Origin of the sequence: Larkinella sp. VNQ87 (assembly GCF_049445795.1) — a bacterium.
Taxonomy (GTDB): Bacteria; Bacteroidota; Bacteroidia; order Cytophagales; family Spirosomataceae; genus Larkinella.
In genome coordinates this window covers 201,367-226,888 of the sequence record NZ_JBMSDT010000006.1, presented here as the reverse complement: position 1 = coordinate 226,888, position 25,522 = coordinate 201,367, and the positions used below count along the sequence as shown (strand labels likewise).

The 25,522-nt window shown below is 53.6% G+C and carries 22 protein-coding genes; 11 read left to right on the top strand and 11 right to left on the bottom strand.

All coding sequences use genetic code 11. From position 1 onward, the window contains the following. Positions 1-2: 2 nt before the first annotated feature. On the bottom strand, positions 3-605 hold the full coding sequence (locus ACO2Q8_RS12280) for an SPOR domain-containing protein (RefSeq protein ID WP_423345107.1): 603 nt from the start codon (positions 603-605) through the stop codon (positions 3-5). Positions 606-736: 131 nt separating this feature from the next. Between ACO2Q8_RS12280 and murB the strand changes: the two genes are divergently transcribed. From murB to ACO2Q8_RS12265, 3 genes are all read left to right on the top strand, one after another. Further along, positions 737-1,762, top strand: coding sequence for a UDP-N-acetylmuramate dehydrogenase (gene murB, locus ACO2Q8_RS12275; RefSeq protein ID WP_423345106.1), 1,026 nt, complete (start codon positions 737-739; stop codon positions 1,760-1,762). Positions 1,763-1,877: 115 nt separating this feature from the next. Next, positions 1,878-2,240, top strand: a complete 363-nt coding sequence (locus ACO2Q8_RS12270; RefSeq protein WP_423345105.1) for a hypothetical protein — start codon at positions 1,878-1,880, stop codon at positions 2,238-2,240. Positions 2,241-2,306: 66 nt separating this feature from the next. Further along, positions 2,307-2,672 carry a hypothetical protein gene (locus tag ACO2Q8_RS12265; protein ID WP_423345104.1) on the top strand — a complete coding sequence of 122 codons (366 nt, stop codon included), beginning with the start codon at positions 2,307-2,309 and terminating at the stop codon, positions 2,670-2,672. An 81-nt stretch (positions 2,673-2,753) separates the two neighbouring features. Here ACO2Q8_RS12265 and ACO2Q8_RS12260 read toward each other — a convergent pair whose 3' ends face one another. Continuing rightward, complete coding sequence (locus tag ACO2Q8_RS12260; RefSeq protein ID WP_423345103.1) at positions 2,754-3,668, bottom strand: ROK family protein; 915 nt, start codon at positions 3,666-3,668, stop codon at positions 2,754-2,756. A gap of 202 nt (positions 3,669-3,870) precedes the next feature. After that, complete coding sequence (locus tag ACO2Q8_RS12255; protein WP_423345102.1) at positions 3,871-4,611, bottom strand: SDR family oxidoreductase; 741 nt, start codon at positions 4,609-4,611, stop codon at positions 3,871-3,873. Positions 4,612-4,757: 146 nt separating this feature from the next. Between ACO2Q8_RS12255 and ACO2Q8_RS12250 the strand changes: the two genes are divergently transcribed. Together ACO2Q8_RS12250 and ACO2Q8_RS12245 are read left to right on the top strand one after the other, a co-directional pair. After that, positions 4,758-5,486, top strand: a complete 729-nt coding sequence (locus ACO2Q8_RS12250) for an MlaE family ABC transporter permease (protein WP_423345101.1) — start codon at positions 4,758-4,760, stop codon at positions 5,484-5,486. A gap of 108 nt (positions 5,487-5,594) precedes the next feature. Further along, on the top strand, positions 5,595-6,341 hold the full coding sequence (locus ACO2Q8_RS12245) for an ABC transporter ATP-binding protein (RefSeq protein WP_423345100.1): 747 nt from the start codon (positions 5,595-5,597) through the stop codon (positions 6,339-6,341). Between the two features lie 144 nt (positions 6,342-6,485). On the opposite strand, the gene ACO2Q8_RS12240 is transcribed toward ACO2Q8_RS12245, so the two are convergent. The 3 genes from ACO2Q8_RS12240 to ACO2Q8_RS12230 all read right to left on the bottom strand — a co-directional run bounded on the left by ACO2Q8_RS12240 (position 6,486) and on the right by ACO2Q8_RS12230 (position 10,384). Then, the gene (locus ACO2Q8_RS12240) at positions 6,486-8,138 is read right to left on the bottom strand and encodes an FAD-linked oxidase (protein ID WP_423345099.1); all 1,653 of its coding nucleotides are present in this window, start codon (positions 8,136-8,138) and stop codon (positions 6,486-6,488) included. A 21-nt stretch (positions 8,139-8,159) separates the two neighbouring features. Continuing rightward, positions 8,160-8,417, bottom strand: a complete 258-nt coding sequence (locus tag ACO2Q8_RS12235; RefSeq protein ID WP_423345098.1) for a Bor/Iss family lipoprotein — start codon at positions 8,415-8,417, stop codon at positions 8,160-8,162. Positions 8,418-8,836: 419 nt separating this feature from the next. Continuing rightward, positions 8,837-10,384 carry a polysaccharide biosynthesis C-terminal domain-containing protein gene (locus ACO2Q8_RS12230; protein WP_423345097.1) on the bottom strand — a complete coding sequence of 516 codons (1,548 nt, stop codon included), beginning with the start codon at positions 10,382-10,384 and terminating at the stop codon, positions 8,837-8,839. Positions 10,385-10,871: 487 nt separating this feature from the next. On the opposite strand from ACO2Q8_RS12230, the gene ACO2Q8_RS12225 reads away from it, so the two are divergent. The 4 genes from ACO2Q8_RS12225 to folK all read left to right on the top strand — a co-directional run bounded on the left by ACO2Q8_RS12225 (position 10,872) and on the right by folK (position 15,370). Then, entirely contained in the window at positions 10,872-12,860 is a 1,989-nt protein-coding gene (locus ACO2Q8_RS12225; RefSeq protein WP_423345096.1) for an OmpA family protein, read from the top strand. A gap of 126 nt (positions 12,861-12,986) precedes the next feature. Next, positions 12,987-13,769, top strand: a complete 783-nt coding sequence (locus ACO2Q8_RS12220; protein ID WP_423345095.1) for a tryptophan-rich sensory protein — start codon at positions 12,987-12,989, stop codon at positions 13,767-13,769. Positions 13,770-13,828: 59 nt separating this feature from the next. Continuing rightward, positions 13,829-14,875: an AAA family ATPase gene (locus ACO2Q8_RS12215; protein ID WP_423345094.1), complete on the top strand. Its 1,047-nt coding sequence runs from the start codon at positions 13,829-13,831 to the stop codon at positions 14,873-14,875. Between the two features lie 3 nt (positions 14,876-14,878). Continuing rightward, positions 14,879-15,370: a 2-amino-4-hydroxy-6-hydroxymethyldihydropteridine diphosphokinase gene (gene folK, locus ACO2Q8_RS12210; RefSeq protein WP_423345093.1), complete on the top strand. Its 492-nt coding sequence runs from the start codon at positions 14,879-14,881 to the stop codon at positions 15,368-15,370. A 7-nt stretch (positions 15,371-15,377) separates the two neighbouring features. Here folK and gatC read toward each other — a convergent pair whose 3' ends face one another. From gatC to purH, 3 genes are read right to left on the bottom strand one after another with little or no spacing between them, the layout of a single operon-like run. Beyond that, positions 15,378-15,665, bottom strand: coding sequence for an Asp-tRNA(Asn)/Glu-tRNA(Gln) amidotransferase subunit GatC (gatC, locus tag ACO2Q8_RS12205; protein WP_423345092.1), 288 nt, complete (start codon positions 15,663-15,665; stop codon positions 15,378-15,380). An 11-nt stretch (positions 15,666-15,676) separates the two neighbouring features. Then, a complete protein-coding gene (locus ACO2Q8_RS12200; protein WP_423345091.1) occupies positions 15,677-16,411 on the bottom strand; it encodes a lysophospholipid acyltransferase family protein in 735 nt (244 codons plus the stop codon). 1 nt (position 16,412) lies between these two features. Then, a complete protein-coding gene (gene purH, locus ACO2Q8_RS12195; protein WP_423345090.1) occupies positions 16,413-17,933 on the bottom strand; it encodes a bifunctional phosphoribosylaminoimidazolecarboxamide formyltransferase/IMP cyclohydrolase in 1,521 nt (506 codons plus the stop codon). Between the two features lie 205 nt (positions 17,934-18,138). Here purH and ACO2Q8_RS12190 point away from each other — a divergent pair, with 205 nt between their 5' ends. Beyond that, positions 18,139-19,536, top strand: coding sequence for a cytochrome P450 (locus tag ACO2Q8_RS12190; protein WP_423345089.1), 1,398 nt, complete (start codon positions 18,139-18,141; stop codon positions 19,534-19,536). 77 nt (positions 19,537-19,613) lie between these two features. Then, on the top strand, positions 19,614-20,594 hold the full coding sequence (locus tag ACO2Q8_RS12185; RefSeq protein WP_423345088.1) for a pyruvate dehydrogenase complex E1 component subunit beta: 981 nt from the start codon (positions 19,614-19,616) through the stop codon (positions 20,592-20,594). Between the two features lie 53 nt (positions 20,595-20,647). On the opposite strand, the gene ACO2Q8_RS12180 is transcribed toward ACO2Q8_RS12185, so the two are convergent. Together ACO2Q8_RS12180 and ACO2Q8_RS12175 are read right to left on the bottom strand one after the other, a co-directional pair. Further along, positions 20,648-22,180 carry a SusD/RagB family nutrient-binding outer membrane lipoprotein gene (locus ACO2Q8_RS12180; RefSeq protein ID WP_423345087.1) on the bottom strand — a complete coding sequence of 511 codons (1,533 nt, stop codon included), beginning with the start codon at positions 22,178-22,180 and terminating at the stop codon, positions 20,648-20,650. Between the two features lie 100 nt (positions 22,181-22,280). After that, positions 22,281-25,457: a SusC/RagA family TonB-linked outer membrane protein gene (locus tag ACO2Q8_RS12175; RefSeq protein WP_423345086.1), complete on the bottom strand. Its 3,177-nt coding sequence runs from the start codon at positions 25,455-25,457 to the stop codon at positions 22,281-22,283. Positions 25,458-25,522 lie beyond the last annotated feature (65 nt).

The window sequence follows — 25,522 nt, the reverse complement described above, 5'->3', positions numbered from 1 at the left end:
AATTATTTAACTGACAGACTCCGCCGGATTTCGATGCGATCCGGTAAGAGCGTTGCCGTCGAAAACTGCTGCCGAAGTTGTACCAGATACCGCTCCGCATCGACCCGACGCATGAAATCGCCGACTTTGAGCCGATACGTTGGTTGCCGGTACGTTGTATAAGGATTCAATTCCGGAAAATTCTGATACGTAAACCGTTTGACCCGATCCACTTCGGCCCGCTCATCGCCCACATAAATCTGAATCCGGTAGCCGGGTGCGTACCGAATCGAGCGGTTTTTGACGGCAATGGAATCCAGAATCGCGTCAAGTTTTTTATTGATATGCATGGGTTCGGCCATCGGCAACGTCCGGCGTGGCGTTTCCGGAGTTGGGCGAGCCGGGGTGGCGGGTGCAGGCCGGGTATTAGACGGTGCCGCAACCGTATACCGGGGCCGGGTAGCTGACAGATCCGCATTGTAGGAATTGTAATCGGTCGACGACGAGGAGGAACGCGACGCGGTTCCTTTCGAGGAAGCACACGAACTAAACCAGCCCGACAATCCGATTAAAATCGTCAGGATGACCGCGCCGGGCCGTTGAATGATATAAGAATGTCCTTTCATCGCTTGGTCGCAAAGGTAGCAACTATCTGCTTATACAACAATTGACCGATCGTGTTGTTGACTGAAGCCGTAGGGATACCAACGTTTTGCGGTCTTTTTACTTACTTTGAGGTAGCATTCTGCGCTAACCCATGCTAGATATTCAGAGCCACGTATCCCTGAAACCGTATAATACGTTCGGTATCGATGCCAAAGCCCGTTATTGGGTCGAAATCGATGCCGAAGAACAGCTCAGCACGCTCTTTCAGTTGACGGAGTTTTTGACGGTGCCCAAACTGATTCTGGGTGGGGGAAGCAACGTACTATTCACCCGCGACTTTGAAGGGCTGGCGATCAAAATAGCCATTCAGGGCATTACCCTTGTCCGGGAAGATGACGCACACGTTTACGTGAAAGCAGGTGCGGGTGTCAACTGGCACCAGTTTGTCCTGTTTTGTGTCCGGAACGGTTACGCCGGTCTAGAAAATCTCTCGCTGATTCCCGGCACGACCGGTGCGGCCCCCATGCAGAACATTGGCGCTTATGGCGTTGAAATCGAGCAGGTATTCGATCAACTCGAAGCGGTCGATGTTCAAACCGGCGAAATTCGTGTCTTCACCCACGCCGACTGTCGGTTTGGCTACCGCGAAAGTGTGTTCAAACACGAAGCCAAAGGCCGGTATATCATCAGCAGCGTAACGTTACGCCTGAACAAAAAGCCGGTTTTTCACACGGAATACGGGGCCATCCGGGAAACGCTGGCCAGCATGGGCGTGTCGGACGACCAACTGAGCATCAAGGTCATCAGCGAAGCCGTGATCCGGATTCGGCGTAGTAAACTGCCCGACCCCGCCGAGATCGGCAACGCCGGTAGTTTTTTTAAAAATCCGGAAATATCGAAAGATGACTATGAACGGCTGAAAGCCAGCTACCCGACCCTACCCGGCTACCCGACCGGCGACCAGACCGTGAAAGTTCCGGCGGGCTGGCTGATCGAACAATGTGGCTGGAAAGGGAAGCGAATCGGCAACGCGGGCGTTCATGCCAAACAGGCCCTGGTGCTGGTCAACTACGGCGGAGCCACCGGTGCCGACATCCTCAACGTTGCCCGCAGCGTGCAACAGGCGGTCGAAGAAAAATTCGGAATCCGGCTGAATCCCGAGGTGAATATTATTTGAAGGGGTTTGATGGTTGGATGGCTCCATGGTTGCGGATCGTCAACTGAGCCTCCCAATGTTAGCTGGTTGTTTCGTTTCCTGATTTTCCTATTTTTACGGAAACTTGTACTTACAAATGAAAGAAGTAGACTTTTGGGTCAACTTTTTGGCTAACGCGTTCACGATCGTGGCATCCGGAATTGCCATCTATGTATTTATCGCAAACCGGGACAAGCTAACGTCTGCCTTGAATGCCATTGTAAACTACTCCATTCAACTCACCTTATCCGATTTACGATATAAAGTTGAACGATTAAACGACTACACAGCGGCTGACAAAGAGCAGATGTATGAGATTATTAACCTGCTGAATGATATTGAAGGGCAAATTATCGGCAACAAAATTCTCAATTCAGCCCTCTCGGAACAATTAACAAAGATTAGTAATTTTACAAATAACCCTGCTAACCGAACCCCGAAAACGCAGTTTGGTGAGTGAATTGAGGGAGAAGATCAGACATATTGATGTGTCTACTTACCGTAAGATTATAAACCGTTGATGATCATGCATAAGATAGTGGCAGCCGTAAACTCGATGATTGCTAATCCTAACTTGATTAGTACCGTCATTAAATCTGTGGATGGAAATGAACTCTTCTTTACGTATGAAGATAGATTTAAGTGGTCAGTTACCAAATCAGATGAAGGACACTATTACTTGTACTATTATCCTGGAAATGTCTCTATCCAAGATTTAGCCACCATACCTGAACATAAATGGACATCTTCTGGCGATTTTATTACCTATTCATCAAAGGAAATAAAAACAAAAGAAGCCTACGAATCTTTCGCTGAACTTTATCAAATAGTCCAAGGGAAGCTGTACGGAATTGACGATGTGTTAGATTATATCATCAAAACCGCTGCTTAAAACAACACAAGTAAAAATGGTTTGAATAGCTGAACGGTTTCACGAACCCTCCAACCACTCAAACCATCGAGCCTTTCAAACTTATTCAAAACACAACGACGCTGCGCCGAGCAAACCGGCGTCGTTGCCGAGCGTGGCGCGTTTGAGCGACAAGCCATTCTGGTAATACGGCGTCAACCAGAAGTCGAGTTGCTTCTGAACGGCTGGGAGAATGTAGTCATACGAAGCCGACAAACCGCCCCCGATCAGGATTTGCTTGATGTCGAGAACCCGAATCAGGGACACTAGCCCATCGCCAAGCATCTCGCCGACTTCCGACCAGATTTGCAGGGCCAGCTCATCGCCAACGGCCGCAGCCGCTACCAGGCTCGTGGTCGAGATACTACCGTCGGCGGGCAATTGGGTCGGTTTCGTAAACTCCAGACGCCGTTCGTTGGCAAGGTCCAGCAGTTCTTTTTTGCCGATGTTCCGTTCCAGCACCCGGTTATTCCGGGAAGGCAGATGACCCGGCTCCATGGCGTTGCCGTCGCCCCCGACAAACACTTTTTTATTGATGATGGCCGCTCCGCCGACGCCCGTTCCGAGCGTGATGAAAATGTAATTCTCATCAATTTTTTCGTCGGCAAAGTAAAACTCACCGAGGGCCGCTGCGTTGGCGTCGTTTTCCAGAAAGAATTGTACGTCGGCAAACCGTTTTTTGAGCGTCTCCACCAGCGGAACGCCGTTCAATTCGGGGATAGCGGTGATTTCGAGGGGGATGGTTCGTTCCCGGTTGATCATGCCGGGCAAGCCGATGCCGACTTTCTTAATCTCCTTGTGTTCGTACAGTTGAAGGGCGATGGCGTCTGAAAACTGCTCAACGAAATGCCCGGATTCGCGCCAACTGGCGGTGTCGTGACTGTAGAAGTTCGAAATGTTCCCACTTTGTGCGTCGACGATGCCCATTTTGACATTTGTGCCGCCGACGTCAATACCCAAATATTGAACCGATTCCATTACTGGAGTTTTATGTTAAACTAATGCTTTTCTGTGTCGTTTTTGTCGATTAGCGCGCAAGATACGAAGGAAGATTTGATTGAATAGCGAATAATGAATATTGAACACTGAATAACGAAGCGGTTTTGCCCTTTTTATCCCGCTGTTCTTTATTTCGATATTCGGTGTTCAATATTCATTATTCGATGTTTATTCTTTCCATTCATTTAATGTCTCCCAATTGAGGCCGGAGCAGAATCTCTTCCACCACCGCGCCTACCGATAGATTATACGCCGACCAGATGACCTCGGCCACATCGGCTGCCTGCATAAACCGGGCTTCAGGCAAACCGGAAGCGGCCCAGCTATCGGTATACGTGGCCCCCGGCAGCAGGGTCGTCACTTTCACCCCGTACGGTTTCATCTCCTCGCGCAACACCTTCGCCATCCCCAGCAGCGCAAATTTGGAGATACAATACGAACCGCCGTTCGGGTAGGCCGTAATGCTGGCCGTCGACCCCATCATAAAAATGTGGCCTTGCCGTTGTTGCATCATATCGCCGATGAGTCCGCGCGTGAGGTGGTAGATGCTGGCGACGTTGAGGTTCATGGTCGTCTCGAACGTGCCTTCCGGCTCATTATGGACCTGACCGGGCAGAAAAATACCGACATTGTTGACGAGGGCGTGAACCGGGCGGGCCAGCGAACGAATAAATTCAATCAGCCGGTCGACGTCGGCCCGGCGGGCCAGATCGGCCGCAAACGGAAAGATGGTTGGCATGACCGCTTCATCAAAGCCTTCCAGCACGTCGGCCACCGACGCTTCGATTTCGTGTTTAAGCTGCCTTAGATCGTTCTCGCTCCGGGTGCTTACCACCACGTCGAAACCGCCCTCGGCAAACCGTTCCACCACGGCCCGGCCAATGCCTTTGGTGCCGCCCGTCACAACTACTAATGGATTCATAGAATTAGCCAACGGTCATTAGCCTCCGCCAATCTATACGAAATACGCCTGATTGGGTTTATATGACTATCGACTCCGGAATGTTTTTGGCAAGATACGCACAAAACCGTTCTATCTTTACCGTAGTTTTGTTGTTATTTGCGGTCATGCATTATCTCGGTCGTTATTTTATCTTCCTGGGCTCCCTCTTTCGGGACCGTGAAAAATTTGGGGTTTACACCAAGCTGGTTCTGGACGAATGCATCCAAATTGGCATCAACTCCGTCTTCATCGTTTCCATTGTCTCGACCTTCATCGGCGCCGTAACCTGTGTGCAGACGGCTTATAATATGGTCAGCCCGTTTGTACCCACGTATATTATTTCGCTGATTGTCCGCGATATGACCGTGCTGGAACTGGCTCCTACCATAACCTGCGTGGTGCTGTCGGGAAAAGTCGGCTCCAACATTGCGGGCGGTTTGGGCACGATGCGCATTACAGAACAAATTGATGCCCTGGAGGTTATGGGCATCAACTCCAGCTCGTACCTGGTCCTGCCCAAAGTGCTGGCCTCCATGATCACCTTTCCGATGCTGGTGATTTTGTCCGGTTTTTTGTCGATTTATGGCGGTTATATTGCCGGAACAGCCGCCAAACTTATTACGTCGGAAGAATATATCTACGGCCTTCGTTCCGATTTTAACCCGTTCAATGTCACCTTCGCGCTAATTAAATCGGTGGTGTTTGCGTTTCTGATTTCGACCATTTCGTCGTTTAAAGGCTATTACACTTCGGGCGGGGCACTGGAAGTCGGACAGGCATCAACGGCGGCTGTGACCAATAGCTGCATCGCCGTCCTGGCCGCGGATTTTTTACTCGCGCAGTTGTTGTTATGAGTTTATCGTTATTACACAGAGTTAATCAGAGCTTATCAGGGATAATCAGAGAAAACCCTGCGTAACTCTGATCACCTCTGATTAACTCTGTGTAACAGCTCAAGCATCATGATTGAAATTAAAGATATTCAGAAAACCTTCGGCGAACGGACGGTTTTGGCGGGAATTTCGGGGAAGTTTCTGCCCGGCGACACCAGCCTGATTATTGGCGGCAGCGGAACCGGGAAAAGCGTCCTGCTCAAGTGCATGATCGGCCTGGTCAAACCCGAAGTGGGGCAGGTGTTGTACGACGGTCGCGACTTTCTAAACGGCGACCAGGAAACCCAGAAAGCCATCCGGCGCGAAATGGGTGTTCTGTTCCAGGGCGGTGCACTGTTCGATTCGAAAACCGTGCTGGAGAATGTGCAGTTTCCGCTCGACATGCTTACGGATATGTCAGCAGCCGAAAAGAAAGACCGGGCGCAGTTCTGTCTGCAACGGGTGGGGCTCGAAGCGGCTGCTGACCGAATGCCGTCGGAAATTAGCGGGGGAATGAAAAAACGCGTCGGCATTGCCCGGGCCATCGTCATGAACCCCAAATACCTGTTCTGCGATGAACCCAACTCCGGTCTTGATCCGCTGACCTCCATCAAGATCGACGAACTGATCCGTGAAATTACCGACGAGTTCAAAATTACGACCATCGTAATTACCCACGACATGAACTCCATGATGGAAATCGGCGAGAAAATCATGTTTCTCTACAAAGGCAAAAAAATGTGGGAAGGCACCAGCGCCACCATCACCAACTCGAAGGTCGCCGAACTCAATGAGTTCATTTACGCCAACAAGTTGCTGCGGGATACACAGTCCTGAAAATTCCGATTTCCTGGGTCGGTTTGTAATCAATTCCACCCTGTACCGACTTTCGGCCCACTTCGGCTCATGAGTATATGCGACAGAACGGAGCCGATTGGCCCGCGCGGATTGTCAAACAGCACTCTTAACTCAGGGAATAGCTCAGGTATGAATCGGTTCTGACGGCGTCTGATCGAGTCCGCAGGTTTCCAGAAAACCGTTCATGAATACTTTCCGGACCGGTTCCGACAACAACTGGGCGCGGTGCCGGAGCCAGCGATCAACCGCCTGATCGCCATACATTTTCCGGACCCGTTCCGGTGTGAGCATGGTCGTGATTTTACCCCAGTGTACAGCATACGGAATCTCTTGCGCTTCGACCGTCTCGGCCAGGAGTCGGACAAACTCGTGGTTGCTTTTGGTATCCGCCCCATCCAGTTCCAAAACGCAGGTGTTGTCGAAGCGCGTAAACCCGAGCGTGGCCAGCGTTCCCTTCACAAAACGCATGGCCATCACACCGGCAAAGGGCCGCTGGTGGTTGATGGCCAGAATCAGATCGATGAGCTGCGGAATGTCTTTTCGGTCGAACGCAAACCCGGCGCTGAACAATTTCCCCCTGAAAATTGTGTTCCGGAACGTCTCGCCAACGGTCCCCATCGCGGTTGCTGGCCGGTCGTAAGCCAGTTTAAAAAGCGAGTTCACCAGCTTCGGGATCAACTTGACTTCCAGCTTTCCCGGCAGCACTTCGATTTTATCCAGTATCGTCTGCATCAGCCCCAGCACATCATCGCCGTACGTATACCCTTCGGTTTCCGGTTTAAACGGCACGTAATCCGTTCGGTAAGGCTGCTTGTACATTACTCGCAAATAAGCGCCCTGATCAGGATCACCTTTTTTGAAATGATGCGGGTTGATCGCCAGTTCCAGGTGATACAGCGTGTCGTTGATTTGCGGAAGTGGGTACTTCAATCGGGGCGCTATCGCCGAGAAGTCGCCGGTGAGGATCATGGTCTCTAGGGCCTCGTCGTAGGGAATCGTTTTGAATTCCTGTTCCAGCAGAAAAACCGGCTCGACCTCCAGCAGGACGCTGTGGATAAACCCGAAACTGCCGAAACTCACCAGGGCGGAGTGAAACAACTCGTCATCCCGGATGACTTCCGCCCTGATCCAGTCGTGGAAAGCCGGGGAGGTCACGGGATACGAAGCCCGCTCCAGCCATACATGCCGGTCGGGACCGACAATCAGGTGCATCCCAACGATGAAGTTGGCGAGCGGACCAAACTTGAAAGCGGCTCCGTGCGTACCCGTCGAAAAAGCCCCGACGATGGTTTGCCCGTTACTCCCTCCGGAGGCCCGTAACGATTTAGCGGGTTGGCGCTCTTTTTCCAGCAAATCATTGACCTCGATGATTGAATTGCCACACTGGGCAAACAGCAGATTGGTCGGGTCACCACCCTGATCCAGGTAAGCCGGTGCCAGTTGCGAAGCCGCCAGTTGCGCCTTTAACCGAAGTTTTTTCGTATTGATAATCCCATCTTCGCAAACGGCAACTTTGCTGAACGACCAGCCACTGCCCATCGCCCTGAGCCGGATTTGATGGTCGATGGCGTATTGAATCAGCCACTGAATGTTCTCCGTCGTTTTGTTGTACCTGTCTTTGAAGGTGGTATACGTTGCTTTGAACTCCGGATCAGAAACGGTGAGTTCGAAACTGCTTCCTTTTTTCAGTTTCTGGCGGAAGTTTGCGTGCGCATTGGTAAACGTCCAGCCCTCCGCTTCAAACGACAGGGGTTTAATTCCTAACGGCAGGTCCATGTGAAGAAAGGATTTAGGGGGTTATCGGATAATTTCCTCCCGCTCAACCGGGGGGCAGCATTCCCAGATGAGCCGCTGGGGCACGACAATCCCGAGGGTAACAGCCGAAATCAGGATATACCCCAGGTTAGTTTTGGTGCTTACTTTGCAGATGGCTTTCGATTCGCACTGGGCCGGTACGTCCTTGGGCTGGACAATCCCCCAGAGAAACGCCGTTTTCGTTGCCCTGTGCGGTTTTACGGAATCGCTGTCGTAATTGGCCGCTACCCGCGTAGTCATACAACTGGTTGCTGCGAAAAGAAGGAGAATAAGGACAAGGGCCTGGTGCAAATTCTTCATGTAACGAGCGGTAAATCGATCTGAACTGCTTTCTGTGAATGAGCTTAACGAAACCGGCAAAAAAACCGGCAAACCGTAGCGCTTGTCGACTGAGTGGAATCTAATCTCCACAGGTAGCCCTGCCAGACAACAGAGGATTCCGGCAGGCTTGTCCGTATAATGTTAGCAATACGAAGGCAGTATACCGATGAGGTATTTAGTAAGCGGCTCGCCGGAATTTAGGAAACGGTTAAAGAACCGTAAATGAAGTAACTATTTAATAGCAGTAGTAAATATCATCCTGCCTGTCAGCGATTTATGGGAATAGCCATCCGGGGATTCAATCCGTTGCGATTGCCGGGTTCGGAACCGCAGCCTCTTTATTCTCCGCCTGATTCGGGCACAATTTTATTTCCCCGGTTTCTGACCCGCGCCAGCAGCGGCACAAACGTTTTCCGCTCCATCACCAGCATGGTAGCCCCGTACAGCAGGAACAAGACCAGGTGATATGGCACCGAAATCCAGAGGTTCGAAATCTCGATCTGGGAAGCGATGTAAATCAGCAGCCCCCCGCTCAGGATGTAGATCAGCGCCGACGACACATCGTACGGAACGGGGTAATGTTTTTCGCCGAGCACGTAACAGGTCACGCACATCACAACGCTCGACGCCAGGTACGCCACCGCGCAACCCATGTAACCCATGATCGGAATCAGCAGCACGTTCAGCACCACCGTCACGGCAGCGCCCAAGGCCGTGATACCGGTTCCGTAGGCGGTTTTGTCACTGAGTTTGAACCAGAACGCAATGTTGTAATACACGCCCAGCACGAGGTTGGCCAGCAGCAGCAGCGGCACCACATCCAGCCCCTGCCGGTAGGTCCGGCCGATGAACAGGCCGATCCAGTCGAGATTCAGACTGATACCGACCCAGATCATCACACAGACGATGATGAACCATTTGTTGACCTCCGCCAGCAAACCGGGGGCATTTTTATCTTCGGCGCGGGAAAAAAAGAATGGATCGGCCGCAAACTTGAACGACTGAATCGCCAGCGCCATGAAGACGGAAAGCTTGTAGCAGTTTCCGTAAATTCCGAGCGCATCCTCCGAGGTCAGGCCCGGATAGAAACCTTCCGGTAGCAACGGACGCAGAAACCAGCGGTCGGTCAGCATGTTGATGTTACCGGCCAGCGTGGTGAGCATCAGCGGAAATGAATACGCCAACAGGACTTGCACCTGCGGTTTATCAAGCTGAAACCGGAAGCCCGAAAACGACTTCCACAACAGCGGAAAGTAAATCAGATTGGCAATCAGATTCGCCAGGAAAATATACCCGGGACCAATCGACGGATCATAGAAGAGATCGACAAAAGGTTGCAGGAAAAGCAGGTATTCGCCGTTGTAAATCTGCGGACAGACAACCAGAAAGAAGACGTTCAGGCCCACATTCAGCGCGACGTTGATCAGCTTGGTTTTCACGAAATGCCGCGCCTTGTTCTCGATCCGCAGCCGGGCAAACGGAATGGCCACGATGGCATCGGTAGCCGCAATCAGGGCCACCCAGGTAATGAATAACTGCTGACCGGGGTAGTCGAGCCAGTCGGCAATCTGAGAAGAGAGCAGCACAATCAGCGAAGTCACCACCACACTGATTGTCAGCACGATACTCAAGGTTTCGTTGAACACTTTCTGCCGATCTTCCTTTTGCCGGGACGCATACCGGAAGAAAGCCGTTTCCAGACTGAGGGTGTACAACAGCAGCAGAACCGGGATGTAGGAGAACAATTCGACGTTGGAAGCCAGCGCCCCGGTCCGCTCGAAAACCCGGGTGTGCAACGGCACCATCAGCCAGTACAGCATCCGCCCAAGAATGGTGCTGATTCCGTACAGAGCGGTATCGCTCGCTAATTTTTTAAATCCACTCATATGGTTGCGTTCCGGCAAAGATAAGTTTTCCGGACCGAACCTTTTCATGTTTTCTTCGGGACATCGGACTGACTTATTCGGTTCTTTTTTAGGGCCAGATTAATCATTCAAGCCGGTTTTTAAGCAGGATTCCAATAATCGGCAATTAATTTGGAAAATAATACCGTTATTTTTCAACCACTAAACTATTTGCCCCACTCAGGCGTTTTCTATTCAATTGCAGCTTACTTATAAAAATCCCGCCCGCTCCCGGCGGGATTTTTCGTTTCAATCCGGTCGGGTTGAAACCCGGTTTTCCGCCAATAAAATCAACTTCCGTTCGTTAAAATGTAGAGCCAAACGATAAATCGTTAACTTGGCGACAAACTCAGCATATCCGTTAAAATCAGTTTATAGTTTACGGTTTATAGTTTTCAGAGCGAACGGCTGATTTTTTAAGCGACTCCTTCGACTATAAACGATAAACTAGAAACCATTAACTACTTCTATGAAAATCAGTACCTCCTATTCCCTGCTGGTGGCGCTGGGGCTGGCCGTAGGGTTGGCTGGATGCAATTCCGCCATGCAGGTCTATAAAAAAGGCGTTCGGCAATTCGAACAGGGAGAATACAACCTCGCAATCGAGAATTTACAGAAAGCCGCCAACGGCAAAGGGGTGGAAGACGCGGCCCGGCTGAACTACCTGCTGGCCGAATCCTACCGCCTGTCGAACCGGTTTCCGCAGGCCGCTCCGTTTTACCAGAAAGCCATCGAAGCCGGTATTCAGGAGTCGAATGCCAAAATGTACTTCGCCTACGCGCTGAAAGCGCAGGGTCGATACGCCGATGCCCTGACCCAACTGGATCAGTATGTTGCATCGAAACCGGGCAGTAAGGTCAACCTGGAAAAAGCCCGGCGCGAAGCCGAGACGCTGCGGGCCATTGAGGTCATCAACCAGAAAAAAATTGCGTACCAACCCAAAAACATCGGCAACCTGAACTCACCGGGTTCGGAGTACTCGCCGGTTATTCGCGGGGATGAACTGGTATTTACCTCTTCCCGAAAAGAGAAAGTCTACAAGAACAACGGCTTGCCGATGACCGGTTTGTACAAAATCAAGCTCGGTCAGAAACCGGATGAAACCGGTAACAATCCGGAGAAGTTCAGCCCAAACATCTTCAAAGAAGACGCCAACGAAGGCACGCCGGCCTTCTCGAAAGACGGTAAAACCATGATTTTTGCCCGGGGCAACAACGGCAAACGCAAAGGCGGTCTGGATGTCGATCTGTACCTGAGCCGGTTGACGGACAATACCTGGAGCGAGCCCATTCGGCTACCGATCAGCGACTCGACAGCCTGGGATGGCAGCCCGGCGTTCTCGGCCGACGGTAAAACGCTCTACTTTGCCTCCAACCGTGCCGGAAGCGTGGGCGGTATCGACCTGTACCGGACCAACATGGACGCGTCGGGCCGGTTTAGTCGCCCGGTCAACATGGGCCGCGACATCAACACGCCGGGCGACGAAATGTTTCCGTACGTGGCCGCCGACGGCAAGCTCTATTTTGCCTCCGACGGGCATCCCGGTTTGGGCAAACTCGACATTTTCGTTGCCACCCGTTCGCAGGGCATCATTTCCGTCGAAAACCTGGGCGTTCCGATCAACTCCCCGGCGGATGATTTCGGCCTGATGCTGATCGATAACCACAAAGGCTATTTTGCGTCGAACCGCGAAGGCGGCAAGGGCGACGACGATATTTACTACTTCGACGATTCGGAAACCACCACGGAAAACCCGCCGATTGCAACCAACACGCCAACCGAAACACCCAAGCGGGTGCGGTATTTCATCGCCGGTACGGTTTCGGAAAATGCCTCTCCGCAGGCTCCGCTCGATTCGGCTAAGGTGAGCATCATCGAAGACGGCTCCGGAACGCCGATTGCCGAAGCCCTCACGGGCGATCCCGGCAAGTTTGGCAAATACCCCCTCCAGGAAGGGAAAGACTACACGATTCTGGTCGAGCGGCCGGGTTACCTGACCAAACGCGAACAGTTTACGATGCAGGGCCGCAGCATTCCGCCGATTTTCCTGAAAAAAGCGGAAACCGATACAACCTTCGAAGTACCGATCCTGCTCGATAAAGTGTCGCTGGGCAAAACCTTCGTGCTCGAAAACATTTATTACGATCTGGATAAGTACAACATCCGGCCCGATGCCGCCGAGGAACTCGATAAGTTGGTTACGATCCTGAAGGACAACCCGACACTGAAAATCGAGTTGAGCTCGCATACCGACGTGCGCGCCCCCGACGCCTATAATATGCGTCTGTCGCAAAACCGGGCCAAAGCCGCCGTCGATTACATTGTGTCGAAAGGTATTGCGGCCGATCGCATGGAGGCAAAAGGCTACGGTGAAACGCAGTTGATCGTTAAAAACGCCAAAACCGAAGACGAGCACCAGCGCAACCGGCGCACAGAGTTCAAGATTCTGGGCTTTTAAGCGAACATCTGGCTGAACAAGCCATTGGATTTTAGGTTTACGGTATACGGTTTTCAGTTTACGGGAATGGAGGACGCGTGTCAGCCACAGTAAACCGAAAACCGTATACCGTAAACTTTTTTGTGTATGAAAAGCGATAAAATTCGTCAGTTTCTGGTCGTTTTCGTGATCGTTTCCACGATCGTCATGAACTACCTCTCGAATGCCCTGCCGATTGGCGGACAAACCAACGCGGAGGTTTCCGACAAACATTTTACCAGCTTCACGCCCGCCGGTTTTGCCTTTTCGATCTGGGGCGTCATTTACCTGGGTCTGATTGGTTTTGCCGTGTACCAGGCACTGCCGTCGCAACGTACCAATCCGCGCTTCCGGGCCGTCGGGCCGCTGGTCATGCTGAATGGGTTGTTCAATAGCCTGTGGCTGGTGGTTTTTCAAAACGAATGGCTGTTCGTCTCCGTGCTGTTCATCGCCGGTATTCTGTATACGCTCTTTGGTATCAACCTCGGTTTGCGACTTAACGTACCAAATATTCCGACTGCCGAGCAATGGCTGGCCCGTGTGCCGTTCGGCCTGTATTTTGGCTGGGTGACGGTGGCGACTATCGCGAACATCTGCGTCTGGCTCGAATCCACCGGCTGGATCGGCTGGGGCATTAGCGGGCCGGTTTGGGCACAAATCCTGATCATTGCCGGACTTACCATCGGGCTGTTTGTCTTTAGCCGCATCCGGAGTTTTTCGTACCTGCTGGTGTTCGTCTGGGCGTACGCAGCGATTGCCGCTGGGCAGGAGGGTAACGGTTCGGTGCCGCTGGTCGCTACGATTGCGGCCAGTATCGCGGCTATCGTGTGGTTACTCAGCTATTTCCAGCGGCCTAAATCGCCCTCGCATCCGACACCCTCGTTTTGGTAATTTTTGGAAATGCTAGCGGTTTTTTGCACGTTTGCGAACATTCCGTGATTGATCATCCAATGTCCTGGAAACTTCCCACCGACCCGTTTAAATTTTCGCCCGACGACGACGATTTTCCCAATGTTTATTATTTCGTCCAACAGTTTGGCGTCTTTCCGAACCAACTCATCTGCCGGCAACAGTTCGAGAGCACGTTACCCGAGTTTCTGGCCAACCAGCAGTTTGTGAAAGTTCACGAACGAACCGAACTGTTTAGCAAGCAGGAAGAACACTCCTTCTGGTCGCATCCCGACGGGGTGCTGTTGCGCTTGCATTACCTGCCCGCGATGAAGGCCTATTCGCTGCTGGGTGGGTACACCAGCCGCGAGACGCTCGACCGCGTGCTGACGGGACTGGATGCCTACAAAATTCCGGACCCCGACAATTCGCTGGGCAAAGTCGGGCTCATTACGCAGCAGTATAATGAGCTGATTGTGGAAGAAACGCAGTTGAAGCTCTTGCCGCTCGAACTGGAAAAGCACTACAACGACGACCTGCGAGCGGTTTACGAAAAACTGATTACCCGACTGAATACCAATGGTGAAAAAGGCTTGATTATTCTGCACGGCAAACCGGGTACGGGCAAAACCAACCTGATTCGCCACCTGACGACGCAGCTTTCCAAACAAATTCTGGTGCTGCCGCCCCAACTGGTGGAGGTCATGACGCAGCCCGGTTTTATCCCGTTTCTGCTCGAACAGCGCAACTCGATTCTGGTTATTGAAGAGGCCGAACAGGTGCTGATGGACCGCGAAACCGATGTGCGCAACGCGGCCGTTTCGAACCTGCTGAACCTGACCGATGGCCTGCTGGCCGACTGCCTGGCGATCCAGATCATCTGCACGTTCAACACCGACATTCAGCGGCTTGACCCGGCGCTGCTTCGGAAAGGGCGACTCATTGCCCGCTACGAATTTCGGGAGCTGGCCATGGAGAAAGCCAACCAATTGCTCGAAGAACGTGGGCTGGAACACCGCACGAGCCAGCCGATGACGCTGGCCGACATTTACCATTTGGAAGAAGAAGTGCACTTCGCCAAAAAACCGACCCGGGCAATCGGTTTTTGAGCCATGACGACACACACGGTTTACGTGCTGCTGGGTGCGAATCTTGGTGACCGCGCGGCCACCTTACACCGGGCGCTCGAACACATCCGGACCGACTTGGGGCCGGTTCTGCAGCAATCGGCGCTGTACGAAACCGCAGCCTGGGGCGTTACCGACCAACCGGTTTTTCTGAATCAGGTGCTGAAGGTGCTGAGCGTGTTTCCGCCCGACGAGATGCTCGAAAAAACGCAGGCTATCGAAAACCGCCTGGGCCGCATCCGGCGTGAACGCTGGGGTAGCCGCGTGATCGACATTGATCTGCTGTATGTCGATCAGCTTGTGCAACAAACCGACACCCTCACGCTTCCGCATCCTTTTCTGCACGAACGACGGTTTACACTCGTGCCGCTGGCCGAGATTGCGCCGGATTTCGTCCACCCGGTTTTTCAGAAAACCAACGCACAATTACTGGCCGAATGTGCAGATACGGGCGAGGTGAGCAAATGGCTGGGATAAAACCGGCCTATTCAATGACTTTGGGGACCTGAAAGTACTGTTCGGTTTTGTCGGGGGCGTTTTGCAGCGCCTGTTCGCGCGGAAGCTGATTTTGCACCACATCGTCGCGCAACATGTTTAGTTCGCCGGAAATGTGGGTCAGCGGCTCTACACCGGTCGTGTCTATTTCGTTGAGTTGCTCCATCCAGGTCAACACCTCGTTCAGGCTCTCGACCAGCGCCTGCTCTTCTTCGGGTCGCACGTCGAGCCGGGCCAGATGCGCAATTTTGTGCAGCGTTTCGTGATCTACTTTCATCGGTTCTTGCCTTAGTTGACCGCCAGCCGGGCGGTTTGGTTCATCAACGATTCGTCGATCACCCGGTAGGTTTCTTCCTTCAACCGTTCGATATCGGCCTGGGTCAGTCCTTTGGTTTCAATGGGCGGATGCACCACCGCCCGGACGGGCCGCCAGTGCATCCGCATTTTCTTTTTATCCGGAAAAATTTCGTGGTTGTTCAGCAGCGAAATCGGCACAATCGGCACCTGTTGCTGGACCGCCATGATGAACGCACCGTCTTTGAATGGATGAAACATCTTGGGCGGATGCTTGGCTTTGATACCGCCTTCCGGGAAAATCATGACGCTCCGCCCGCTTTTCAGGGTCCGGATGCCTTTCGATAGCGAATACGCCCGGCTATTGGCCTGGCTGCGGTCGACCTGAATGTGCAGTTTGGCAAACATATACCCGAACAAAGGTGCGCGCTTGATGCCGCTTTTACCCACGAACGCGTAGTAATTCCGGATGATCACACCCATTACGGCAATGTCGAGGTACGAAAAGTGGTTGGCGCAAAAGACGTACGTCTGCTTCGGGTCGGGCCGAAAGCGGTACTCCACCTGAAACGGCATGCCGATAAGCCAGAAGAATAACCGCCCCCAGATATAGTTCATTTTATGTGCGTAGGGCTTCCACTCTTCCCGTTGCAGAAAAAGGAACATGAACGGAAACAGCACGATGAACAGTGCCAGAAACCAGAAACCGCACCAGATTGTGTAGAGCATATTAGTGTTTGAAATGCCGTACGCCCGTGGTCACCATCGCCATCCCGCGTTGATTGCAGGCATCGATGCTGTCTTTGTCGCGAATGGAACCACCCGGTTGCACCACCGCCAAAATACCGGCTTCCCCGGCGATTTCCACGCAGTCGGAGAAGGGGAAAAACGCATCCGATGCCATCACCGCGCCTTTCAGATCGAACCCGAACGTCCGGGCTTTTTCGATGGCCTGCCGGAGCGCATCAACGCGGCTGGTCTGGCCTACTCCGCTGGCTAACAATTGTCCATCGTTCGCCAGCACAATCGTGTTCGATTTGGTGTGCTTGCAGATCTTCAGCGCAAATTCCAGCGCCCGCAGTTCGCTCTCGGTCGGGGCTTTCTCCGTCACGGTCGTAAACTGGCTAGCGGTTTCGGTCTGGTTGTCCTTGTCCTGTTCCAGCACGCCGTTCAGCAGCGTCTTGAACATTTTGGGGCTAAACTCCACCGGTTTTCGCTTCAGCAAAATACGGTTTTTCTTCGAACGCAGCAACGCCAGGGCTTCTTCGTCGTAGTCGGGCGCAATCAGGATTTCCATGAACAGTTTGTTCAGTTCCTCGGCGGTTTCTAGATCCACCTTCGCGTTGGTGATGATGACCCCACCGAAGGCCGAAACTGGGTCACAGGCCAATGCATTCAGGTAGGCTTGTTTCGCCGTCGGGGCCGTTGCCACCCCACAGGCATTAGTATGTTTGATGATGGCAAAGGTCGTATCCGTAAACTCGTCGATCAGGCTCACGCAGGCATCCACGTCCACGAGGTTGTTGTACGACAATTCCTTGCCGTTCAACTGGTCGAACAGGGCGTTCAGATCGCCGTAGAACGTGGCCTGCTGGTGCGGGTTTTCGCCGTAGCGCAGCGACTGGGCCGGAAGCTGGCGGAAATCGTCGTCGCCCGAAACCGTGTTGCCCACAAAGTAGTTGTGAATGGCCCGGTCGTAGCCCGACGACATGGCAAAGGCTTCTTTGGCAAACCGCCGACGGTCATCCAGGTCGGTCGCGCCTTGCTTTTCGGTCAGCAGGCTAACCACATCGGCATACTGGCTGCGCGACGACACGATCAGCACGTCTTCGTAATTTTTGGCAGCCGCCCGGATGAGCGAAATCCCGCCGATGTCGATTTTTTCAATGATGTCGTCGTCCGAAGCACCCGACGCGACGGTTTCTTCAAACGGGTACAGATCAACCACGACCAGATCGATGGGGTTGATGTCGTGGCGGCTGGCCTGGGCCACATCCTCGGCCAAGTTCCGGCGGTACAGAATGCCACCAAACACCACCGGGTGCAAGGTTTTCACGCGTCCACCGAAAATGGAGGGATAACCGGTAATGTCTTCCACGGCCGTGACCGGGATGCCCAGTTGTTCGATAAAGGTTTGCGTCCCGCCGGTGGAATACAGCAGCACGCCGTTTTGATGCAGCAGCCGAACCAGCGGCTCCAGCCCGTCTTTGTAATAAACCGAAATAAGCGCAGATTGAATCGTCTTCGACATAAAGAGAACTATTTCCCTGATGACCTCTGATATTCCCTGATCAACCCTGTGTAATAGCTTTTAAATTGTTACACAGGGTTGATCAGGGAATATCAGAGGCAATCAGAGGGTTAAATGCCTGCAAAGATAACCGAAAGGTTTGGAACGGAGACTTTGGATTGAGAATGAGTTTGTAACTTTATGAAAATCCAGACGGAAAAACGGTATGATTACTGATTATAACCCTCCCAAACCCATTCCCCGATTGCGGGGTGCCCCGCTCATCGGCAACACCTTCGAGTTTGCCCGGAATCCGCTGGAATTCCTGACGCGGTTGCAGCGGCAATATGATCGGCTGGTGCAGTTCAAGGCCGTTGGCCGACTGATTACACTCACGCTGACGCCCGAAGACGCCCGGCATGTGTTGCAGGAAAACAATAAGAATTACCGCAAAAGTGAAGCGTATGACGTGCTGAAGCTGTTTTTGGGCAATGGCCTACTTAATAGCGAGGGTGATTTCTGGCGACGGCAACGGCGGCTGGCCCAACCGGCTTTTCACAAGCAGCGGCTGGCCCTGCTTGTGGAAGGCATGAACCAGGAAAGCGCCGAACTGGTCGCGCGCTGGCAACACCATAACCCGGCCGAGCCGATGCTGGTTTCGGAAGAAATGATGCAACTGGCGCTGGCCATCGTGACCCGCTCGCTGTTCAGTACGGACGTCAAAAACCGCCTGGGTAACCTCTCCGAATCGATCACGGTCATCATCGAAACCGCCTACAAGGAGCTGTTCAATTTCTTCCCGTTCACCCGCAACTGGCCCACCCCGCGCACCCTCCGCTTCCGCCGGGCCGTCGCAAAAACCGAAGCGGTTATTTACGAAATTATCGATTCGCGCCGACAAACGCCGGGCCAGGTTCGGCACGACGATTTGCTGGGTATGCTCATGGAGACGCAGGACGAAGATACCGGCGAACGTATGAACAACCAGCAGGTCCGCGACGAGGTGACGACCATCTTTATGGCGGGTCACGAAACAACCGCCAACGCGCTGTCGTGGGCGTTTTACCTGCTGGCCCAACACCCGGAAGTTGCCTCGAAACTGCGCCAAGAGATTGACCGTGTGCTGGGTCCCACGAACCCGCCGTCGATGGAAACCCTGCGCGAACTGACCTATACCACGCAGGTGATTCAGGAAACGATGCGGCTGTACCCACCGGCCTGGATTTTCAGCCGCCAGCCGTTGCAATCCGATCAGTTTGGCGAGTACCGCATCGAGGTTCCCGAAGCCCGGGCGGTGCTGATTTGCCCCTACCTGCTACACCGCGATCCCCGGTATTGGGAAAACCCGGAGCGGTTCGATCCGGATCACTTTCTGCCCGAGCGGGTCAAAAACCGCCCGACCTACGCCTACCTGCCCTTCGGCGGGGGACCGAGGATGTGCATCGGGAGTAACTTCGCCCTAATGGAAATGCAGATTGTACTGGCTATGCTGGTCCGGGCGTTTGATTTTCAGCTAGTTGCGGGCGACAAGGTACAACCCGAACCGGGCATTACGTTACGGCCGAAAGGCGGTTTGCGATTGCGGGTGTTGCCCCGTCAGAAGTCGGAATCCGCCCGGTCGTGAGTTCGAATTGTTCTTTTAGCCCGTTTTGCCTATTTTTGACCGTTTTTTAAAAGCCGATAACTACTAACTCACACACGATGAGAGAAATACAATTCCGCGAAGCCCTCCGCGAGGCCATGACGGAAGAAATGCGCCGGGATGAGCGGGTTTTCCTGATGGGCGAAGAAGTCGCTGAATACAACGGTGCGTATAAAGTCAGCCAGGGGATGCTCGATGAGTTCGGTCCGCAGCGGGTAATCGATACGCCCATTGCCGAATTGGGGTTTGCCGGTATCGGCATCGGAGCTGCCATCAACGGCTTGCGGCCCATCATCGAATTCATGACGTTCAACTTCTCGCTGGTGGCCATCGACCAGATTATCAATGGTTCGGCCAAAATCATGTCGATGTCGGGCGGACAATACTCCAACCCGATTGTGTTTCGCGGACCGACCGGAAACGCCGGGATGCTGTCATCGCAACACTCGCAGAACTTCGAAAACTGGTTTGCCAACACCTCCGGTCTGAAAGTGGTGGTGCCATCGAATCCGTACGACGCCAAAGGGCTGCTGAAATCGTCCATCCGCGACGATGATCCGGTTATTTTCATGGAGTCGGAGTTGATGTACGGCGACAAAGGCCAGGTGCCGGAAGAAGAATACCTGATTCCGATTGGCAAGGCCGACATCAAGCGCGAAGGCAACGACGTGACGATTGTGTCGTTTGGCAAATTCATGAAAGTGGCCCTGCAAGCCGCCGACGAACTGGCTCAGAAAGGGGTTTCGGCCGAAGTGATCGACCTGCGTTCCGTCCGGCCGATCGACTACGCGACGATCATCAATTCGGTGAAGAAAACCAACCGCTGCGTGGTGGTCGAAGAAGCCTGGCCGCTGGCGGCTATCTCGTCCGAACTCGCCTACAACATCCAGCGCCACGCGTTCGACTACCTCGACGCACCGGTGATCCGGGTCAACAGCTTAGACCTGCCGCTGCCGTATGCGCCCACGCTGATCGAAGTGATCCTGCCGAACGTAAAACGGACGTTGCAGGCCGTCGATACGGTGATGTACAATAAATAAGCCGTTGCTTAGAAATGAGAAAGGGAGCCCGTCGGGCTCCCTTTCTTTTTAGGTTACTGTTTGTCCCACCAGACGCGGGTATCCTGGTTGTCAGGACCTTGCCGGGCCACTACTTCGGCCAGGTTCGCTACATTAACCGATCCTTCCGAATCGGGATAGGTGATTCGGTTGATAAAGTTTCCTTTGATCTCTTTCCCCGGATACGGATTGGGCGTCAGTCTCGGAAAGCCGCTCCGCCGGAAATTGGCAAACACTTCCGGACCGTTCAACAGCGACGCCACCCAGTATTGCGTATTGATCAGCTCCAGCCCATTGGCCGCCACGTACGGATTTTTCTGAAGATAAGCCGTAATGGCTGCTGCCGGAACCGTCGAATTCGCATCGGCATCGCCCAGTTGCTGCATGTGCGCGGTTACACCTGCGGCATAATACTCAGCCGCGCTGCCGGTAATCCAACCGCGCTGAGCGGCTTCGGCCAGTAACAGTTGCGTCTGAGCCGCTGTTACCATAAACGTTGGCGCGTCGAGTTTGCCCAACCGGGTGCGGTCCAGTTGCGAATAATCGTAGAAACTCGCCAGTTTATCCGCCGTAGCCTGGGCCGGAATGGTGCCGTTGTCAAAGCCCATCGGCATCCCGATTTGTACGGCTGGGTCACGGTTCATGCGGGCGGCCGTTTGTTCCGCCCCGCTTTTAGCCCCCACATACCGCACGGCAATCGCGGCCAGCCGGGGATCGGCGTTCGTTGCCAGGTAGTTCACAAAATACCGGGTCAGGTACAAGTTGGCAGCCTCCGTCGAGTTCAGCATCACCCCGACCGGGTTCTGGTAATTGGCGTTATTCCGAATCATCGCGTTATCGGCATTGGCCGTGATCCCCCCCCCCGCAAACGCCTTGGCAGCAGTCGATTGGGCCAGCGTCGGATTTACCTTCGTCAGCCGCATCCCGGCCCGGAGCAACAGCGAGTTGCCCAGCTTTTTCCATTTGGTGATATTCCCGCCGTACAGGATATCCCCGGCTTCGGTCGGTTTTGCCGCATCCAGAGCCGCCGTGGCTTCGGTCAACTCCTTGATGATGTCGTCGTAAATACTCTGCTGGGTATCGTATTTGGGCGTAATGTTATTTGTCAGATACCCCAATCCGGCTTCCCGGTAGGGTATATCGCCGTAGGTATCGGTCAACACCATGAACGCGTACGCTTTCCAGATGCGGGCCATGTTGTAGAGGTTGGTCCGGTTCGCATCGTCTTTGGTTTTGTCGATCACATCGACCAGATAGCGGATCACATCCCGGTAATACCGTTGCCAGATTCCGGTGTTCGGGCCGGTGGGTCCCCGGTTATCGACGTTGAAGTTGCCACCCGCCAGCACCCCGGAATTGGGCGAGAAGACCTGCTGCACAATCGGATGTTCAAACACCATCGTCGAGCCCGGGAAGGTGGTATTAATCATGGCATTGTTGAACGTAAACAACGGATTGAGCGAGGTTGCTGCGGTGGGGTTGACGTTGAGTTCGTCGAAGCCTTCCTCACAACTGCTGACACCAATCGCCAGGGCCAGCAGGGGTATCATTATAAGTGTCTTTTTCATGTCAAGTCGTGTATAGTTTATGGTTTACGGTTTATAGTTACGCCTACACGATTAACTTAGTCATCAACTATAAACAATAAACGATAAACGTTAAACCATTTTAGAATCGAACATTGAGGTTGAAACCGATGCTGCGCGTGGTGGGCAAGCCCGTGGATTCGAGCCCCACCAGGTTGTCGGAACTAAAGCCAAACTGCTCGGGGTCGATGTTGGGTACCCATTTCTTCAGAATAGCCACGTTGTTGGCAACGGCATTCAGGCGAATTCCTTTGATGAACAGCCCGCTCGGCAGCAGTTTCGTAAAATCATAGCCAATCGAAATCTGGCGGAGTTTCCAGAAACCGGCGTCGTAAACCACCTGCTCACCCAGGCTCTTCGAGCGGCCCACCGAATAGTAATCCTGCACAAACGCCCGAACCTGGTTGACTTCGCCCCGTTCGTTGACCCCCGGCCCGACCATCTTGTTGTCGGCTTCGCCCCGGCCCACCAGCGATTCCATGTGCAGACCGTGCCGGAAAACGTTCAGGTTTGTACCCGAAATCATCTTTCCGCCCAGTTTGAAGTCGATCAGGAACGACAGGTTGATGCCTTTGTAGGTAAACGAGTTGGTGATCCCGCCCATGTATTTGGGCAGCGCCGAACCGAACGAAATCGGCGTAGACGTCCGGACCGGCAGACCGTCGCCCCCGTGGACGATCCGGCCCTGCGCATCCCGAACATACCCAAATGAGTACAACTGGCCCAACGGCATGCCGACCACGTGACGCAGGTCGCCGACGTAAATCCCGTTTCCGACCACAATCTGTTCACCGGGCGTATCGGTCAGCAACCGGAGCAGTTTGGTTTCGTTGTAGGAACCGTTCAGGGTCACATCCCAGGAGAAATCTTTCGTCCGAACCGGCGACGCATTGATCAACAACTCGATCCCCCGGTTTCGGCTCTCCCCGCTGTTGATCAGGGTGTTGGTATACCCTGACGCATCCGACGACTGGGCGGCTACAATCTGGTCGCTGGTGATCTTGTTGTAAAGCGCCAGGTCCAGACCCAGGCGGTTGTTGAAGAGTTTCAGTTCCAGCCCCACTTCGGTTTCGGCGGTTCGGCTGGGCCGCAGTGTCGAACTGGGAACGGTGTTTGACGTAATGTTTCCGACCGGTTGGCCGAGTCCCGCCGGATTGGGGAACAGGTTGGCCGCTACGCTGTAAAACAGGTTGTTGGAATACGGCGCCACGTCACCATCACTACCGACCTCGGCGTAAGCGGCCCGGATTTTCCCGAAGTTCAGCCAGCCGGGCAGGTTGGTGAAGGCCTGCGAGAAAACGAAGCTCCCCGTCACCGACGGGTACAGAATGCTGCGGTTGCCCGGAGCCAGCGTCGAGAACCAGTCGTTACGGGCCGTTGCGTTCAAATACAGGAAGTCGTTGTACGAAAACTCAGCGGCTGCATACAGCGAATTGACTTTCCGCTCACTCAGGCCGTAGGTGGGATCTTTCACACGTCCATTCTGGGGAGTGTACAGCCCGCGTACAATGAAATCCGTGACGAGCACGCTGTTCACATCGCTGCGCCGGTACAACTGGTTACCCCCGGCCGTAATGTCGATTCCGAATTTGCCAAACGTCCGGTTCGCGCCAATCAAAAAGTCGGAGTTGACTTCGCGGAACCGGCGGGCTTCCTGCACGTAAGCCCCGTTGACAAAACCGGCGGGCGCGGCTGCCAGCGATGCCTGTCCGGTCGGGAAGTTGTAATCCTGATCGCGTGACCAGAAATCCTGACCGACGCGGCCCTGCAGATACAGCCAGTCCGTAAAATTGTAACGAGCCGTCAGGTTGCCAAACAGGCGGTCACGCCGGATGTTTTCAAACTTCTGGCTCAGGACGAAATACGGGTTGGTGCGGTTTTGAAACCGCGACCAGATAAACTCATTGCCGGTTGCCGGGTTGATCTGGTTCGCTTCCAGCACGTCCAGCGGCATCGAGTTCGACATGGTGTAAATAACCGTCGGCGTACTGTTGTCCTGCTGGGCAATCTGGGGCGGGTTTTTGTTGTACTCGTTCGAGTAGTTGATCGTTCCCGTCACCGTCAGTTTGGGGGAGAGGTTGTAGCTAAACCCGAGGTTGATGGTTTTCCGGTTGAAGGTGTTGTTGCGCGTAATGCCTTTGTTATCCGTGTTGGAAACCGAGAGGTTAAAACCGCCCCGGTCGCTGCCCGACGAAACCGAGATCGAGTTGGTCCAGGTCGAGCCCGTCCGGTAAAACTTCTTAATCCGGTCGCGAACAGGCTCATACGGCACTGTCACCCCGCCGAACAGCACCTGCGTCTGTCCGTTGAATTTTTCGCCGAAGCTCCAGACACCCGAAGTTGGGTTGGGTGCCGTTGGCCGAACGCCATACTCGCCCTGGCCGTATTCGTACTGGAAATCCGTAAAATCCAGGGGCTGGTCGGCCGTAAAGTTCGTATTGTACACCACGCCGATGCCCTGACCGCTGCCTTTAGTCTTGGTCGTGATCATGATAACCCCGTCTTTGGCCCGCGATCCGTAGAGAGCCGCAGCCGTGCCGCCTTTCAAAACCGTCATTCCTTCGATATCGTCCGGGTTGATGGACGACAACCCGTCGCCCCCATCGGAGTAGTTGCGGTCGCGGCTGCCGATGGAGCCGTCGCTGCCGGTGTTCCCGTTATTCTGGCCGAAGTTGGTGTTGTCGATCGGTACGCCGTTGACCACAATAAGCGGGTTGTTCTGGCCCGAAAACGACGACTGGCCCCGAATTCGAATCTTACTGGTACCGGCGGCTCCGGTTCCCAGGCTTGAAATGTTCACCCCGGCTACTTTCCCCTGGAGTGCATTCATGAAGTTGACGGTTCGGTTGGTGGTAATTTCCTCCGACTTGACATTAGCCGTCGCATACCCCAGCCGTTTGGCTTCCTTCTTGATCCCGAGGGCGGTTACGACCACTTCGTTCAGGTTTTGGGAGCCTTCTTCGAGGGTCACCTCCAGCGAAGTCTGATTGCCAACCGGCACATCGCGCCCCATAAATCCGATGGAGCTAAAAACCAGGATCGCGTTGGCGGGCACGTTTAACGCGAATTTACCATTGGCGTCTGTTGTAGTCCCCAACGTAGACCCTTTAATTAAAACAGAAACACCAGGGATGGGCTGCTGGTCTTTACCAGAAATAACGGTTCCGGTAACTCGCCGGTCTTGTGCCCGAGCTCCTGCTATCAGTAAGGCTCCAAGCCATACCGTCAGCAGACATCGTAGGAAGGTAGAATAACGCATAGGAATTAAGTTTATGGAATAAAGATTGGTAAGGCAGCACGGCAGACCTTGCTGTGTCAGCAGGG